This window comes from Streptomyces sp. NPDC043685 (genome assembly GCF_056436585.1).
In genome coordinates this window covers 1-16,528 of sequence record NZ_JBWKCH010000002.1, presented here as the reverse complement: position 1 = coordinate 16,528, position 16,528 = coordinate 1, and the positions used below count along the sequence as shown (strand labels likewise).

13 protein-coding genes are annotated in these 16,528 nt (G+C 72.5%); 6 read left to right on the top strand and 7 right to left on the bottom strand.

The features are described 5' to 3' along the window. Nucleotides 1-30: 30 nt before the first annotated feature. The gene (locus AC0665_RS04845; protein ID WP_478601800.1) at nucleotides 31-1,203 is read left to right on the top strand and encodes a winged helix-turn-helix domain-containing protein; all 1,173 of its coding nucleotides are present in this window, start codon (nucleotides 31-33) and stop codon (nucleotides 1,201-1,203) included. 35 nt (nucleotides 1,204-1,238) lie between these two features. Here the strand turns inward: AC0665_RS04845 and AC0665_RS04840 are convergent, their stop codons facing one another. From AC0665_RS04840 to mtnA, 7 genes are all read right to left on the bottom strand, one after another. Continuing rightward, a complete protein-coding gene (locus AC0665_RS04840; RefSeq protein ID WP_363122230.1) occupies nucleotides 1,239-1,985 on the bottom strand; it encodes a response regulator transcription factor in 747 nt (248 codons plus the stop codon). Nucleotides 1,986-2,190: 205 nt separating this feature from the next. Then, nucleotides 2,191-2,886 carry a ribosome hibernation-promoting factor, HPF/YfiA family gene (gene hpf, locus AC0665_RS04835; RefSeq protein WP_161364089.1) on the bottom strand — a complete coding sequence of 232 codons (696 nt, stop codon included), beginning with the start codon at nucleotides 2,884-2,886 and terminating at the stop codon, nucleotides 2,191-2,193. A 312-nt stretch (nucleotides 2,887-3,198) separates the two neighbouring features. Next, nucleotides 3,199-4,122 carry a ComF family protein gene (locus AC0665_RS04830; protein WP_478704433.1) on the bottom strand — a complete coding sequence of 308 codons (924 nt, stop codon included), beginning with the start codon at nucleotides 4,120-4,122 and terminating at the stop codon, nucleotides 3,199-3,201. 483 nt (nucleotides 4,123-4,605) lie between these two features. After that, on the bottom strand, nucleotides 4,606-6,435 hold the full coding sequence (locus AC0665_RS04825; protein ID WP_478704432.1) for an LpqB family beta-propeller domain-containing protein: 1,830 nt from the start codon (nucleotides 6,433-6,435) through the stop codon (nucleotides 4,606-4,608). Then, nucleotides 6,425-8,623 carry an MtrAB system histidine kinase MtrB gene (mtrB, locus tag AC0665_RS04820; RefSeq protein ID WP_478601794.1) on the bottom strand — a complete coding sequence of 733 codons (2,199 nt, stop codon included), beginning with the start codon at nucleotides 8,621-8,623 and terminating at the stop codon, nucleotides 6,425-6,427. The genes AC0665_RS04825 and mtrB overlap by 11 nt, the downstream gene beginning before the upstream one ends. 1 nt (nucleotide 8,624) lies before the next feature. Next, on the bottom strand, nucleotides 8,625-9,314 hold the full coding sequence (mtrA, locus tag AC0665_RS04815) for a two-component system response regulator MtrA (RefSeq protein ID WP_009188938.1): 690 nt from the start codon (nucleotides 9,312-9,314) through the stop codon (nucleotides 8,625-8,627). Between the two features lie 174 nt (nucleotides 9,315-9,488). Further along, nucleotides 9,489-10,637, bottom strand: a complete 1,149-nt coding sequence (mtnA, locus tag AC0665_RS04810) for an S-methyl-5-thioribose-1-phosphate isomerase (protein ID WP_468409757.1) — start codon at nucleotides 10,635-10,637, stop codon at nucleotides 9,489-9,491. A 140-nt stretch (nucleotides 10,638-10,777) separates the two neighbouring features. Here mtnA and AC0665_RS04805 point away from each other — a divergent pair, with 140 nt between their 5' ends. From AC0665_RS04805 to AC0665_RS04785, 5 genes are read left to right on the top strand one after another with little or no spacing between them, the layout of a single operon-like run. Then, nucleotides 10,778-12,124, top strand: coding sequence for a DUF7847 domain-containing protein (locus tag AC0665_RS04805; RefSeq protein WP_478704431.1), 1,347 nt, complete (start codon nucleotides 10,778-10,780; stop codon nucleotides 12,122-12,124). Nucleotides 12,125-12,128: 4 nt separating this feature from the next. After that, on the top strand, nucleotides 12,129-12,896 hold the full coding sequence (locus AC0665_RS04800) for a DUF4129 domain-containing protein (RefSeq protein WP_478704430.1): 768 nt from the start codon (nucleotides 12,129-12,131) through the stop codon (nucleotides 12,894-12,896). Continuing rightward, a complete protein-coding gene (locus AC0665_RS04795; protein WP_478704429.1) occupies nucleotides 12,893-14,089 on the top strand; it encodes a DUF4350 domain-containing protein in 1,197 nt (398 codons plus the stop codon). The genes AC0665_RS04800 and AC0665_RS04795 overlap by 4 nt, the downstream gene beginning before the upstream one ends. Then, nucleotides 14,089-15,078, top strand: a complete 990-nt coding sequence (locus AC0665_RS04790) for an AAA family ATPase (RefSeq protein WP_363122239.1) — start codon at nucleotides 14,089-14,091, stop codon at nucleotides 15,076-15,078. Before AC0665_RS04795 ends, AC0665_RS04790 begins: the two co-directional genes overlap by 1 nt. Continuing rightward, the gene (locus tag AC0665_RS04785; protein ID WP_478704428.1) at nucleotides 15,078-16,388 is read left to right on the top strand and encodes a DUF58 domain-containing protein; all 1,311 of its coding nucleotides are present in this window, start codon (nucleotides 15,078-15,080) and stop codon (nucleotides 16,386-16,388) included. Before AC0665_RS04790 ends, AC0665_RS04785 begins: the two co-directional genes overlap by 1 nt. Nucleotides 16,389-16,528: the final 140 nt, after the last annotated feature.

Sequence of the window (16,528 nt, the reverse complement as noted above, 5' to 3'; positions counted from 1 at the left end):
GTTGTCAGTCCCACCCCCTAGTCTGCGACCATGACCACCCCGCGCCCCACAGCAGACCTCTCCGCAGACGAGGCCCGCCGCATCGCGCTTCGCGCGCAGGGCTTCCTCGGCGCTCCCGACCGTCGTTCCGGCGTCCGCGGCGTTCTCCGTCATCTGGGCGCGATACAGCTCGACACCATCTCGGTCCTGGCCCGCTCCCATGAGCTCGTGCCGTACGCCCGCCTGGGCGCGGTGGGCCGGAAGACGGTCGAGGACGCCTACTGGAGGGACACTCACTCCTTCGAGTACTGGTCCCACGCCGCGTGCATCCTCCCCATCGAGGAATGGCCCCACTTCGCCTTCCGCCGCCGCGCCTACCGCAACCGCCCGCACTGGAACCACGAGCTCCCGGACGGCGTCTACGACCAGGTCATCAAGCAGCTCCGCTCCGAAGGCCCCCTGACGGCCACGGAGTTGGGCGGCGCGAAGAAGACGAACGACTGGTGGGACTGGTCCGGCACCAAGGTCGCCGTCGAACGCGCCCTGATGTACGGCGAGGTGGTGTGCGTCGAGCGCCGCGGCTGGAAGCGGGTCTATGACCTCGCCGAGCGCGCCATCCCGGAGCAGCACCTGCACGACGAGCTGGACGACACCGAGTGCCTGCGCCGCCTGGTCGCCCTGGCGGGCCGGTCGCTGGGGGTCGGCACCCGCGCGGACATCGCCGACTACCACCGCCTCAAGGGAGAGCAGTTCGACGCGGTGATCGCCGACTCGGGCCTGGTGCCGGTCTCGGTCGAGGGCTGGGGCAAGCCGGCGTGGGCCGACCCCGCGGCCCTGGAGACACCCCCGCGCGGCCGCCACCGCACGACACTGCTGTCGCCCTTCGACTCCCTCATCTGGGAACGGGCGCGCACGGAGCGGATCTTCGGCTTCACGCACCGCCTGGAGGCCTACGTCCCCAAGCAGAAGCGGATCCACGGCTACTTCGCGATGCCGGTGCTGGCCGGCGGCCGTCTCGTCGGCCGCGTCGACCCGGCCCGTGAGGGCCGCACTCTGGTGGCCAAGCAGGTCACGCTCGACGGCCCGAAGGCGGTCCCGGCCGTCGCCCAGGCCCTGGCCGAAGCGGCGACCTGGGTGGACTGCACGGACGTCCGCGTGGAGCGGGTCGACGTGCCCGACCTGCGCGAGCCCCTGGCCAAGGAACTGGCCGGCCTGCTCGGCTGAGGGCGGGCCCAGCCGGCCCGGAGGACCCGTCGGACCTAGCGGATCTCGAGGATCTTCTCCCGCATCGCGTACACCACCGCTTCCATCCTGGAGTGCAGCTGGAGCTTCTCCAGGATGTTGCGGACGTGGTTCTTCACGGTGTTCTCGGAGATGAACAACTCCTTGGCGATGTCGCGGTTGTTCATTCCCGTGGCGACGAGCTTGAGGACTTCGAGTTCCCGGTCGGTCAGACGCGGCGCGGGCACCAGCCGTCGTTCGTCGGTGCGCTGGATCATCGACTTGAACTCGGTGAGGAGTTTCGACGCCATGGACGGGCTGATCTGCGACTGGCCGTCGGCCACCGCGCGAATGGCGGTGGCCACCTCGTCCGTGGAGATCTCCTTGAGGAGATAGCCGGTCGCGCCCGCCTTGATGGCGTCGTAGAGATCGGCTTCCTCATCGCTGATCGTCAGCATGATGATCTTGGCGCTGGGGGCCACCTCCTTGATGGAGGTGCACGCCTCGATACCGCCCCGCTTGGGCATCCGCACGTCCATCAGGATGATGTCGGGCAGCAGGTCGGCGGCCTTCTCGACGGCCTCGGCGCCGTCGCCCGCCTCCCCCACGACCTGGATGTCCTCCTCGGCCGCGAGCACGATCTCCAGACCACGGCGGAACAGGGCGTGGTCGTCCACCACGAGGACTCTGATCGGTTCCTTGCGTGGAGTCCCCGAGTCCGGGCCCATGGCGACGACGCCGTCGCCGGCGTCCTCACCACGCATCGGTCCGAAGCTGTCCGCCATCGTTCCTCCCCCTGAAGGCTGTGGCCTGAGGTCCTGAGCCATCGCCAACCCAGAGCAACGACCCACCGGTTGGGCCGTGGCCACCATGATTTCATGCCCGGACGGCACCGGGGTGCCGGAGCGGGGCGCGAAGTGGTCGCACGGGGGTGCCCCTGGGGGCGCACACGCGCTCCAGGGGCACCTGTTCCACTGTCACCCGGCGCGGTCAGCCGCCGAGCGCACCGCCCGCGTCGGGGGAGTGTGCCTGGGTGACCATCGTGTCCGTGCTGAGGTGGATCACGCCGTAGTCGTAGGCGTGCCGTCGGTAGACGACACTCGGTTCCTTCGTCTCGGAGTCGACGAACAGGTAGAAGTCGTGCCCGACCAGCTCCATCTCGTAGAGAGCCTGGTCGAGGGTCATGGGCGCTGCCACGTGGGTCTTCTCGCGGACGACGATGGGGCCGTCACCCTGCACTTCCAGCGAGCCGATCTTCTTCGTCGGTACGGCCTCGGGCTCTTCCTCGGAGGCCGTCACCAGGCCGTTTCCGTTGAGCGTCGCCACGCCCGGAACATGGTCGGCGACCTCGGCGGCCGGGATGCGGCGCGCACCACGGCGCGAGTACCGCTTGTCGTGCTGCCTGCGCAGCCGGGCTTCCAGCTTTTCCGCCGCCAGGTCGAGCGCCGCGTACGGATCGCTCGCCGCTGCCTCCGCCCGGATCACCGGGCCGCGGGAGCGGAGGGTGATCTCCACTCGGTCACAACGGTCGGCCTGCCGAGGATTGGGCTCCTTGGACACCTCGACGTCGAGGCTGATCACCTTGCCATCGAGCTTCTGGATCTTCTCCAGCTTCAGCTTCTCGGCCACGTGCTTCCGGAACCGCTCGGGCACCTCGGTCTTGCGGCCCTTGACGACGATGTCCACGCAGAACTCCGTTCCCGGATCGCTCCGCTTCGCCGCGGAGCGTCTCCCTTTTGCACCAGGCTCCGGTGAGTCCCGGAACCTCGGACTCGGTGACTTCCACCTCCTCCCCCGAGAGCGAGATCTCCACTCCACCGGCGCGGGTGATGAAGAAAAAACCCGCAGCACGGCATTCGGATTCGAGAGGTGTGGCCTGCGGCTTTCCCTCTCAACCGAACATATCTCGCCCGGACGGATGTCGTCACCCTCTACTGCGGCGTACCTCCGTTCAGGTGAATAAGCCCTCTCGTTACCTGCAACGACACAAGATCTCAGTCAGTTCCGGTTTATTTCAAAAGAGTCCGGTGATGCCGCGACGACCGCCGCGCACAACACGTCGACGACTGCGCCGGCGTCACCTGCGCCCGCGTGCCCCTGCCGGGCGGGCCGACGGCCCGTCCTCTCTCGCCTTGATCCGATGTTCTGTTCCTCTCTGCTTTCCCACGTCTCACCCCCGTACACGGCCGAAGTCCACGCGGCGTTTGAAATCAGCCCCGTCCCCCCGCGGGGGGTCGCATACGTGTGCGACACCGCCCGTACGGCTCGCGCGGCCTCCGCCAGGGAGGCCCCGGTGGTCATCACGTCGTCGACGAGGACGACCGGTCCCCCGCCGAGCAGCCGGGCCCCTCCCGGAACCACCGCAAGCGCTCCGGCGAGATTGTCCGACCGCTGCCGGGAGTTGAGCCCCGACTGGTCGGCCACGGCCCGCCGCTGCCGCAATACACCGAGCACCCGGGCCGGGACCCCCCTCCGCCGCAACTCCACCGCCGCCGCGAGCGCGATCCGCCGCGCCGGATCATGCCCCCGGGCCCGCACGGCCCGCCGCCCGGACGGCACGGGCACGAGCAGCAGCGGCACCCGGCCACACCGGGGCCAGGCCGGACCGGCCGCAGCCGAATTCTGGGTGCCCCGGAGCCCCGCCAGCACGGCCCCGGCCAGGGCCGCCCCGAGCGGTCCGGCCAGCGCCAGGGCACCACGCTCCTTGTGAGCCAGCAGCGTCGCCCTGACCTCGTCCGCGTACCGCGCCGCCGCGTGCACCACAGGCAGCCCGGGCGGCTCGGGCACCGGCCGCACCCGGCGCGCCGCCGCTCCGCTCAGCACCGCACGGCACCGCGCGCACAGCACCGTACGAGGCTCACCACAGCCCCCGCACTCACCCGGCAGCACCAGGTCGGTGAGGTCCTGCCACCACCCCCGCATGACCACCACTGTGCCGACTCGCACCCGGCCCGGCCACCCCTGTGGACAACTCCCTGTGGACAACCGACCCGGCCGCGACCTGCTCGTCCCCCACACGAGCGACACCCGCACGAGAGCCTCGCCCCGACGGGCCCAGGCCCGTCGCACGCCCCGGCATCAGGCCCGTACGGCCTGCACGTCGTCATGCCCCGGCCCTGCACGGGCCCGGCCGGTCGGCACGGGCCCGGTCGGCACGGGCCGCACGGGTGTCACCCCCGCAGCACCGGCGGAACGCCGACGGCCGGGCCGGCACGGGCGGCACCCCCGCAGCACCGACGGGAACGCCAACGGCCGCCCCTCCCGGGTTTCCCCGGCGGAAGCGGCCGCGAGACGGTCGCGTACGCGGTGGGGCAGGCGCGCACGGCCCGAGGCACCGGCACACCGCCAACGCGCCGGCCGCACCCACGCAGCACGCCCCGGCATCCGCCACCGGGCGCGCACGCCTCACCCCGGATAGACCGGTGCCGTCCCCTCCGTCACCTTCTGCCACTGCTCGCCCGAGGGCAGCCGGACGATGCCGTCCACCGAGTACGCCACCAGCGGCAGCCGGTCGTCCTCGGCGGCCGTGACGTCCTTGACGCCGGTCAGGGCCGCCGGCGCCGGTACGTCCGGCGTGGAGCCGTCGACCTGGACGTACCGCATCTGCTCGACGCCCCCGTGCTCGCGCCCGACCACCACGAGCCGGCTGTCACCGGCCCACGACATGGCCGTGACCTCCTCCAACCCCGGTGTCGCGGAACGCAGTTCGACCACCCTGACGGTCTCGCCCCCGCCCCGCTTCTCCTCCCGCTCGATCAGCCCGATGAGCAGGGTCTTCTTGCCGCCCTTCTCCACGACGAGCGCGATCCGCACCCCGTCGGCGGCCACGCGCACGGACTGGATCCGGCCGTCCAGGTGCGGCATGCGCACCTCCACCGGGTCGCCCTTGCCCTCCTCGAGGAGGAGCAGCCGCGGACGGTCGGGGTCGCGGTCGGCCACCCACAGACCGTCGTCCGCGTCCCAGCTGGGCGTCGTCAGCCGGTCCTTCTCGGCCCGGCCCTGGCTGCGCAGCACGGGCTCGCCGAGCGATCCGCCCGAGACCAGCGAGCCCACGTACAGCGACTTGCCGTCCAGGCCGACACCGGCGGCGGTGTGCTCGTCACGCGAGACCGCCACCGACCGCAGCGCCGTGTCGCCGTCGCCGAGCGCACCGGGCGCCGGGTCCGGGTCGGTGTCGCTGTTGCCTGCGGCGATCCGGACGAGCCGGTGCTTGCCGTCGAGGAAGTACAGGTAGTCGGGGTGCCGCGCCGAGCTCCGGGAGGCCGCCGCGTCGGCCGCTCCCTGCGTGAGCGAGCACAGCTGCGCCCCGCCGGCCCGCAGCTCTACCTCGTCCACCGCCGGGCTGAGGTTGCGCAGCGTGAAGAGCAACTGGGCGGCCATCTCCTCGCACCGGTTGGTGCCGATGCCCGCGGCCTTGTCGTTGAGCGGGACCGTCAGCTTGTTGCGGTCGTCGGGTGCCAGCGAGCCGGCGTCCTTCGCCAGCGCCGTACCGGTGGGGAAGCTCGACCTGACCACGGGCCCCAGCCAGCGCGACGGCCCCTCGAGCAGGGAGTTCACCATCTGCGTCATGGGCTCCACGCGCCGGCGCACATAGACGGGGTCGGCGACCGCCGTGGGCTGGGACTTCGACCCGGCCGCGTCGGTGTTCGAAGCGAAGTAGTACTTGCTGACGGACATGTAATTGCGCTGGAAGTCCGACTCGCCCATCACGACGCCCTGCGGCAGCGCGTCGATGCGCCACTGCCGCTTGTCGTCCTGCGTCAGGTGCACACTGCGCCCGTACGCCCCGGTCGCGGGCGCGTACGCCTGCTGCGCGTCGACGGTGGCGACCTTGGTGCCGGTCAGCATGTACGTGATCTCACCGCGGTCCTCCGCGCCACGACCCGGCTCGGGCTTGGCGCCCGGCCCGTCCGCCAGCACCGTGGCGGACGCCTCGGGCCGCCAGGTCTTCGCGGCCTCAGGGGTCAGGTACTGGCGCGCCGTCTTGTAGTGCGGATCGTCACTGGTGAGCGCCTCCAGGAAGCCCTGCACGATCTCCGAGGGCGGCGCGTCCTCCCCCGGCTGCACGGCGAACACCCGCACCTGCGTCTCCTGACGCGGAGTGGACTCCACGCCCCGCAGATCCCCGCTGTCCGGCATCGAGGCACATCCCGCCAGCACCAGGACACCTCCGGCGGCGTACACCATCACGCGCGCGTGCCTGCGCCGGCCGCGCCCTTCGCGGTCAGCGCCCACGAGATGCCTCCCCTTGCCTGTCCACGTCCCCGCGCCCGGTCCCCCGGCCGCCCGGCCCCGCGGAGCGGTCCTCCGCGTCACGCGGCCCGTTCACGGCCGTCTCCCGGCCAGTTCCCGCCCGGCCGCCGGTGTCCTCGTCGCGCGCGGCCCCCTCCGGGCCGCCCGCGCTCCGGCCTGCGGCGGACTGCTCCGCCCCCGCCGGTTCGTCCTGCCGCCGTGTGCCCGACGCCGGCCTGGGCACCACGCGCGAGCCGTTGCCGGGCAGGGCCGTCGGATCCGCAGTCGGAGAGACGCGCGGCGGTATCGGGTCACGCTTCGCGCCCTGCGGCACCGAACCGCTCACCGGCTGCGCCGGCACGGTCGCCCGCTTCTCGCCGTCCCCGCCGCCGCACGGCAGGCCGGCGTCGTCGAGACCCCGGTTGCGCCGCGAGTCCTTGGGCTCCAGCGGTATCGGGGAGCCCCGCAGCGGCTCGTCGGCCGTCCTGGGCAGCGTCAGCCGGAACTGCGAACCGCCGCCCGGCTCGCCCCACGCCTGAAGCCAGCCGCCGTGCAGCCGCGCGTCCTCCAAGGCGATCGAGAGCCCCAGACCCGTACCACCCGTGGTCCGCGCGCGGGCCGGGTCGGCCCGCCAGAAGCGGCTGAACACCCGGGTCGCCTCGCCCGGCTTGAGCCCGACCCCGTAGTCCCGCACCGCCACGGCGACGGCACCACCGGCCGCCGCGAGCTTGACGACGACGTCCCTGCCCTCGCCGTGCTCGACGGCGTTGACGACGAGGTTGCGCAGCACCCGCTCCACACGCCGGGCGTCGGCCTCGGCGACGACGGGCTGCTGGTCCCCGAGGACCCGGATCCGTGTGCCCTTGCGCTCCGCGAGCGGCTCGGCCCCGCTGACCACCCGCCGTACGACGTCCCTGAGGTCTATCGGCTCCGCCTCCAGCGCCGCGGCGCCCGCGTCGAACCGGCTGATCTCCAGCAGGTCCGCGAGCAGCGACTCGAAGCGGTCCAGCTGGTCGGCGAGCAGCTCCGCCGACCGGGCGGTCACCGGGTCGAAGTCCTCACGCGCCTCGTGGATGACGTCGGCGGCCATCCGGACCGTCGTCAGTGGCGTGCGCAGCTCGTGCGACACGTCCGACACGAACCTGCGCTGCATCCGCGACAGGTCCTCCATCTGGCTGATCTTCAGCTGGAGGTTCTGCGCCATCTTGTTGAAGGCCTCACCGAGCCGGGCGATGTCGTCCTCACCGGTGACCTTCATACGTTCCTGGAGCCGCCCGGCCGACAGCCGCTCGGCGATGCCCGCCGCCATCCGCACCGGCGTGACGACCTGCCGCACGACGAGCCAGGCGATGGCCCCGAGCAGCACGACGACGAACAGCCCGGCCGTCGCCAGCGTGCCCTTGACCAGGCTGAGCGACTTCTCCTCCTGGGTGAGCGGGAAGAGGTAGTACAGCTGGTACGGGTCGCCGTTGGGGTCGCTGACCTGCTTGCCGATGACCAGGCCCGGCTGGGAGTCCTTGGTCGCGTTGTTGTAGGTGATGCGGGTGTAGCTCTGCGCGGCCGTCGTACTGCTGTCGATCCGCTCGCGCAGGTCGGCGGGCACGCTCCTGCTCCAGTCCACCTCGCCGGAGGCACGCTGCCCACGACCGCCCGCGCCGTCCGCGCCGGAGGCCGGCAGGGTCACCACTTCGAAGGCGCCTTGGCCGCCGCTGGACAGCGAGGAGACGAGTTCGCTCATCCACGGGCCGACATTCTGCGTGGGGCGCCCGTCCGCCGTGGCGATGTCGGCGCCGGTGCCGCTCGCCGCCTCGTCGGCCCGCTGCTCGGCCACCGCGAACCCGCCCGTGGCCTGGCTCTGCGACGCCTTCACCTTGGCGTCCAGCAGGCCGTTGCGCACCTGTCCGATGACGACGAAGCCCAGCAGCAACACCACGCCGAGCGACATCAGCAGCGTGGTGACGACGACCTTGAGCTGGATGTTGCGCCGCCACAGCCGCATGACCGGCAACAGCGGCCGGCGCACCCACCGCATGAACAGACGGATGACCGGACTGCCCTGGACACCGCCCTGGAGCAACAGCCCGCTCTCCAGGAACCGCCCCCAGCGGGAGCCGGACTTCTTCCGCCCGACAGGCCGCCCCGGGCGGGCCCCGGACCGGCCGGGCGCCGAAGCGGCACTGTCGCCGGACATGTCAGCTCGGTCCTGCCTTGTATCCGACGCCACGGACGGTCACCACGATCTCCGGCTTCTCCGGGTCCTTCTCGACCTTGGAGCGCAGCCGCTGCACATGCACGTTGACCAGCCGTGTGTCCGCCGCGTGCCGGTAACCCCAGACCTGCTCCAGCAGCACCTCACGGGTGAACACCTGCCACGGCTTGCGCGCGAGCGCCACCAGCAGATCGAACTCCAGCGGCGTCAGAGCGATGGACTGCCCGTCCCGCTTCACGGAGTGCCCGGCCACGTCGATGACCAGGTCACCGATGGCGAGCTGCTCCGGAGCGGGCTCCTCCGACCTCCTGAGCCGCGCCCGGATCCGGGCCACCAGCTCCTTCGGCTTGAACGGCTTCACGATGTAGTCGTCCGCGCCCGACTCCAGGCCCACGACGACATCGACGGTGTCGCTCTTCGCGGTCAGCATCACGATCGGCACGCCCGACTCCGCCCTGATCAGACGGCACACCTCGATGCCGTCCCGGCCGGGCAGCATCAGGTCGAGCAGCACCAGATCGGGCTTGGCCTCGCGAAAAGCGGCCAGCGCCTTGTCGCCGTCGGCCACGAACGACGGCTCGAAACCCTCACCACGCAGCACGATGCCGAGCATCTCGGCCAGTGCGGTGTCGTCGTCGACGACAAGGACTCGTCCCTTCATAAACGACATCATCCCATTCTCATAACAGTGGTGAAGGCAGTGGTGAGGTAGGTCACCGGCCAGTGACCATAGTCGCAGCAAGCGCTACTGTCTGCCCTCGCCCACCCCGGAATGATCTCCCGCCAGGGCGAGAAGGGCGAGGGTGCTACGCCCGGCCGGCCCCGCGCACCCTCCCCGCTGCCCGGCTCAGCCCGCCGTCACCCGCCGCGACCGCGCACACACCTCGGCGAGTGCCTCGGCCGTCACCGGTGAAACAACACCCTCCTCCGTGACGATCGCCGTCACCAGCTCCGGCGGCGTCACGTCGAACGCCGGGTTGTACGCCTGCGTCCCCAGCGGCGCCACCGGAATCCCGCCGCCCGCCTCCGCGCCGACCACCGGCACCTGCGGCGCCGTCACCTCGGTCACCTCGTGCCCCGGCCGCTGCTCGACCTCGATGGACGCACCCTCCGCGGTGTCCAGGTCCACGGTCGTCACCGGCGCCACCACGATGAACGGCACATGGTGGTACCGCGCCAGCACCGCCAGCGGATAACTCCCGACCTTGTTGGCCACCGAACCGTCCGCCGTGATGCGGTCCGCCCCGATGAGCACCGCGTCCACCTCCCCCGCGGCGAACAGCGACCCGGCCGCGTTGTCGGTGAGCAGCGTGTACCCCATCCCGCTGCGGGCCGCCTCGTACGCCGTCAGGCGGGCACCCTGGAGCAGCGGCCGGGTCTCGTCCACCCACAGTCTGCGCAGCCGTCCCGTCCGGTGCGCCGCGAGCGCCACCGCGAACGCCGTCCCCTCCCCGCCGGACACCAGCGAACCGGTGTTGCAGTGGGTGAGGATCCGGTGCCCGCCACCGGGCAGCAGCTCGTCGAGCAGCGCCAGCCCGTGCTCGGCCATCCGCCCGCTCGCCTCGGCGTCCTCCCGGTGCAGCTGCCGAGCCGCGGCCAGCGCCGCCGCGGCCGCCTGCCGGGCGTCACCGCCCTTGGCGAGCGCCGCCTCGTGGGCCGACCGCGCCCGGCGCACTCCCACCGCCAGGTTCACCGCCGTCGGCCGGGCACTCGCCAGCGCGGCCGCCGCCTCGTCCACGTCGAAGCCCCGCACGGCGGCGAGCGCCACCCCGTACGCCCCCGCGATGCCCAGCAGAGGGGCACCTCGCACGGCGAGCGTGCGAATCGCCTCCACGAGCGCGGACGCGTCCGTACAGACCAGTTCGACCTCCTCGGCCGGCAGCCTCGTCTGGTCCAGCAGGACCAGAACAGGGCCTTCCGGTGGCTCTTCCCAGCGGATCGCCGGGATCTCGGTCGGCCGCTTGTCATCGCCGCTGTGCGCGTACAGATCAGCCATGCCGTCAGTCTGCCCCCTATCGAGCGGACAATTGAAGGTACGCAGCCCACACCGCGGCCGGTCACTCGAAGACCACCCCATGGCACGATGGCTGCCAACCTGCCGCCGCGACCGCGGACGGGCACCGTGAAGGAGCGACGATGAACGACACTCCGGGCTGGGCCTCGCCCGGATCCGCCCCGTCCGACGGGCAGAAGCCGGAGCAGCCCGGACCTGCCGCGCCCACCGACCGCCCTGGCCCGGCACAGCCCGCGGACCAGCCGGCACAGCCCGGCCCGGCCCCGCAGGGCCCCGGCCCGCAGTGGTCCAAGGAACAGCCGCCACCGGCCCAGTGGTCCGCCCCCAGCGGCCCGGCCGTCCCCGGCCAGGCGCCCCCGCCCCCGCCGCCGCCCGGCCCGGGCTGGGGCAACCAGTCCCCCGGCGGCCCTGGCGGATACGGCCCCGGAGGCCGACCCGGATACGGCGGCTGGGGCAGCGGCTGGGGCGGCCCCCCGCCCGCCGCCAAGCCCGGCGTCATCCCGCTCCGCCCGCTCGGCGTGGGCGAGATCCTCGACGGCGCCGTCTCCACCATGCGCACCTACTGGCGCACGGTCCTGGGCATCTCGCTGACCGTGGCCGTGATCACCGAGGTCGTCGTCGTGCTGTTCCAGGGCCTCGTCCTGGACGACTCCAGCACCGAAGCCCTCGACGACCCCAGCGCCACCCTCAGCGAGCTGAGCCGCGCCATGGGCGACGCCATGCTCAACTCCACCGTCGTCTTCGTGATCTCCCTGGTCGGCACCGTCATCGCGACCGCCCTGCTCACCACCGTCACCAGCCGCGCCGTGCTCGGCAAGCCGGTGACCATCGGCGAGGCCTGGCGGGACGCCCGCCCTCAGGTGCTCAAGCTGTTCGGCCTGATCTGCCTGCTGCTGCTCATCACCGCCGGCATCGTCACCGTGGGAACCCTGCCCGGCATCCTCGTCGGCGTCGCCGTGAACGGCGGAGCGGGCGTCGCCCTCACCGTCCTGGGCGTCATCGGCGCCGGCATCGTCGCCCTGTGGCTGATGATCCGCTTCTCCCTCGCCTCGCCCGCCCTCATGCTGGAGAAGCAGGGCATCAAGAAGGCCCTCGTCCGCTCCGCGAAACTCGTCCAGGGCACCTGGTGGCGGATCTTCGGCATCCAGCTGCTCGCCACGCTCATCGCGAACATCGTCGCCTCGATCATCGTCATCCCCTTCACCCTCCTCGCCGCGGCCCTCAGCGGTGACGGCCTCACCGGCTGGCTCAACACCGGCGCGGGCGGCCTCGGCTGGACGTTCCTCATCATCAGCGGCATCGGCTCGGTGATCGGCTCCATGATCACGTTCCCGATCACCGCCGGCGTCACCGTGCTGCTCTACATCGACCAGCGCATCCGCCGCGAGGCCCTCGACCTCGAACTGGCCCGCGCCGCAGGCGTCCAGGGCTACGGCTCCACCGCCCCCGGCACCACCCCGGGGAGCTGATGCGGTGAGCCGGGCGGGGGAACTTCTCACCACGGCGCTGCCGCGCGCCGGCATACGGACGCTGCTGAGCGCCGGCGACACCTCCCTGCTGTCGCCGGCCCGCTCCACCGACGATCCGCCCCTCACCATCCCGCGCGACCCCGCGCGCGAGGCGGCCCGGCGCGAGCTGTCCAAACGGATGTACCACGAGGACGACCCCAGCCTCTTCCAGCGCGCCCTCGACGCCTTCTGGGACTGGCTCAGCAAGCTCTTCAACGCCACCTCGACCGCCACCCCCGGCGGCACACTCGGCCTGATCGTCGTCATCCTGGCCGTCATCGCGGTCCTGGCCGCCCTGTGGTGGCGCCTGGGCACCCCACGCCGCCGACCCACCTCGTCCGCCACCCTGTTCGACGACCGCCCCCGCAGCGCCGCCGACCACCGCGCCAACGCCGAGGCACACGCCGCCCAGGGCCACTGGAACCAGGCCGTCCAGGAACGCATGCGGGCCCTCGTCCGCGCCCTGGAGGAACGCGCCCTCCTCGACGCCCGCCCCGGTCGCACCGCCGACGAGGCCGCGGCCGAAGCCGGCCGCGCCCTGCCCGCCCACACCGACCGGCTGCGCACCGCCGCCCGCGACTTCGACGACGTCACATACGGCGGCCGCTCCGCGACCGAGCAGACGTACCAGCGCATCGCGGAACTCGACCGCGACCTGGAACGCACCAAGCCCCAACTCGCGACGAGCAACGCGAGCACGGCCCCCCACACCCGCCAGGGAGCCGCCGAATGACCACCGGGGCCACTCTCACGCCCACCTCGGCCTCGCCCACCGCCCGGCAGGTCTGGACCCGCGCCCGCGGCATCGCGCTCGCCGCCGTCGTGCTCCTCGCCGGAGCCGTCGCCATCGCCGTCATCCGCTCCGACGCCCGGCACGGCGAACTCGACCCCCGCTCCGCCGACCCCAACGGCAGCCGCGCCGTCGCCGAACTCCTCGCCGACCGGGGCGTCGACACCCGCGTCGTCACCACCCTGGACGAAGCCGCCGCCGCGACCGGACCGGACACCACCCTTCTGGTCGCCGACCCCGACCTGCTGACCCCACGTCAGCAGATCCGGCTGCACCACGCGTTCGCCGACTCCCACGGCCGCACCGTCCTGGTCGCCTCTGGCAGCGCCTCCATCGAACGGCTCGCCCCCGGCGTCACCGCCGACCCCGCCACCAGCCTCGACTCGACGCTCGCCCCCGACTGCGCCCTGCCCGCCGCCCGGCGCGCCGGCACCGCCGAGACGGGCGGGCTCCGCTACACCACCACCCACCTCGGCGCCGACAAGTGCTACCCCAGCGAGCGACTGGCCACCCTGCTGCGCATCCCGGACGCACACGGCGACGGCGACACCGTCGCCCTCGGCGCTCCCGACATCCTCCTCAACGACCGCCTCGACCAGCAGGGCAACGCCTCGCTGGCCCTTCAGCTCCTCGGCTCCCGCCCCCATCTGGTCTGGTACCTCCCCTCGCTCTCCGACACGTCAGCCACCGGCGACGACGACCAACGCGGCTTCCTCGACCTGCTCCCCTCGGGCTGGCTCTGGGGCACCCTGCAACTCTTCATCGCCGCGGCCCTGGCCGCCCTCTGGCGGGCACGCCGACTGGGCCCCCTCGTGCCCGAGAAACTCCCCGTCGCGATCCGCGCCTCGGAGACCACCGAAGGGCGCGCCCGCCTCTACCGCAAGGCCGACGCCCGCGACCGCGCGGCCGACGCTCTTCGCTCCACCACCCGCACCCGCCTCGCCCCCCTCACCGGCGTCCCCGTCACCCAGGCGCACACGCCCGAGGCCCTGCTCCCCGCCCTGTCCGCCCACCTCCACGGCGACGGCCAGGACCTGCACGCCCTCCTCTTCGGACCACCGCCCCGCGACGACGCAGCACTCATCGCACTCGCCGACCGACTCGACGCCCTCGAAAGAGAGGTACGCCGTCCATGATGGACCCGACCACTGACAACGCCGGGCAGACCGGGGACCCGGGCACCGCCCGAGACGCCCTGGAGGCCCTGCGCGCCGAGATCGCCAAGGCCGTGGTCGGCCAGGACCCCGCCGTCACCGGCCTCGTCGTCGCCCTGCTCTGCCGCGGCCACGTCCTCCTCGAAGGCGTCCCCGGCGTCGCCAAGACCCTCCTGGTCCGCGCGCTCGCCTCCGCCCTCGAACTCGACACCAAGCGCGTCCAGTTCACCCCCGACCTCATGCCGAGCGACGTGACCGGCTCCCTGGTCTACGACACCCGCAGCTCCGAGTTCTCCTTCCAGCCCGGCCCGGTCTTCACCAACCTCCTCCTGGCCGACGAGATCAACCGCACACCCCCGAAGACCCAGTCGTCCCTCCTGGAGGCCATGGAGGAACGCCAGGTCACCGTCGACGGCACCCCCCGCCCCCTGCCCGACCCGTTCCTGGTCGCGGCGACCCAGAACCCGGTCGAGTACGAGGGCACCTACCCCCTCCCGGAAGCCCAGCTGGACCGCTTCCTCCTCAAGCTCACCATCCCCCTCCCCTCCCGCCAGGACGAGATCGACGTCCTCACCCGCCACGCCGAGGGCTTCAACCCCCGCGACCTCAAGGCCGCCGGCGTACGCCCCGTGGCGGGCCCGGCCGACTTGGAAGCGGCCCGCGCCGCCGTCGCCAAGACGACGGTCTCCCCGGAGATCACCGCCTACGTCGTCGACATCTGCCGCGCCACCCGCGAGTCGCCGTCCCTCACCCTCGGCGTCTCCCCCCGAGGCGCCACGGCCCTGCTGGCCACCGCCCGCGCCTGGGCCTGGCTCACCGGCCGCGACTACGTCATCCCCGACGACGTGAAGGCATTGGCCCTCCCCACCCTCCGCCACCGCGTACAACTCCGCCCGGAGGCCGAAATGGAAGGCGTGACGGCCGACTCCGTCATCAACGCGATCCTCGCCCACGTCCCCGTCCCCCGCTGATGGCACTCACCGGACGCGCCGCCCTCCTCGCGGCCCTCGGCTCCCTCCCCGTCGGCATCTGGGAGCCCAGCTGGACGGGCATCCTCGCGGTCAACGCACCTTTGGCCGCCGCGTGCGCCTGCGACTTCGCGCTGGCCGCCCCCGTACGCCGCCTGGGCCTGACCCGCTCCGGCGACACCTCCGTACGCCTCGGAGACACGGCGGACGTGACCCTCACCCTCACCAACCCGTCCCGCCGCCCCCTGCGCGCCCGGATCCGCGACGCCTGGCCCCCCAGCACCTGGACGCCCGGCACGGAATCCACGGCATCCCGGCACCGCATCACGGTCCCCCCGGGCGAACGCCGCCGCGTGACGACCCGCCTGCGCCCCACCCGCCGAGGCGACCGTCAGGCAGACCGCGTCACCATCCGCTCGTACGGCCCGCTCGGCCTCTTCGCCCGCCAGGGCACCCACAAGGCCCCCTGGACGGTACGGGTGCTGCCCCCGTTCACCAGCCGCAAGCACCTCCCCTCGAAACTGGCCCGCCTGCGCGAACTGGACGGCCGCACCAGCGTCCTCACCCGCGGCGAGGGCACGGAGTTCGACAGCCTGCGTGAGTACGTCCCCGGCGACGACACCCGCTCCATCGACTGGCGCGCCACCGCACGCCAGACCACGGTCGCCGTCCGCACCTGGCGCCCCGAGCGCGACCGCCACATCCTGCTGGTCCTTGACACCGGCCGCACCTCGGCCGGCCGCGTGGGCGACGCACCCCGCCTCGACGCCTCCATGGACGCGGCACTCCTCCTCGCCGCCCTGGCCTCCCGTGCCGGCGACCGCGTGGACCTTCTCGCCTACGACCGGAACGTCCGCGCCCTCGTGCAGGGCCGCACCGCGGGTGACGTCCTCCCCGCCCTGGTCAACGCGATGGCCACGCTGGAGCCGGAACTCGTCGAAACGAACGCCCGGGGTCTCACGGCCACGGCCTTGCGCACGTCCCCCCGTCGTTCCCTGATCGTCCTGCTCACGACCCTGGACGCCGCCCCCGTCGAGGAGGGCCTGCTTCCGGTCCTCCCGCAGCTCACCCAGCGCCACACGGTTCTGCTGGCCTCGGTAGCGGACCCGCACATCACCGAAATGGCCAAGGCTCGCGGTGATGTCGACGCGGTCTACGAGGCCGCCGCCGCAGCCCAGGCCCAGTCGGAGCGTCACCGCACCGCAGAGCAGCTCCGCCGCCACGGCGTCACGGTCGTCGACGCCACCCCGGATGACCTGGCGCCGGCACTGGCGGACGCGTATCTGGCTTTGAAGGCGGCCGGACGCCTCTGACGAAACAGACCCCGACGAAGAACGAGTTTTTCGGAAAGGGACCAGAAACGCAGAAAGCCCCCGCATCCGAAGATGCGGGGGCTTTCTATAAAAATTGTTCGGCGGCGTCCTACTCTCCCACAGGGTCCCCCCTGCAGTAC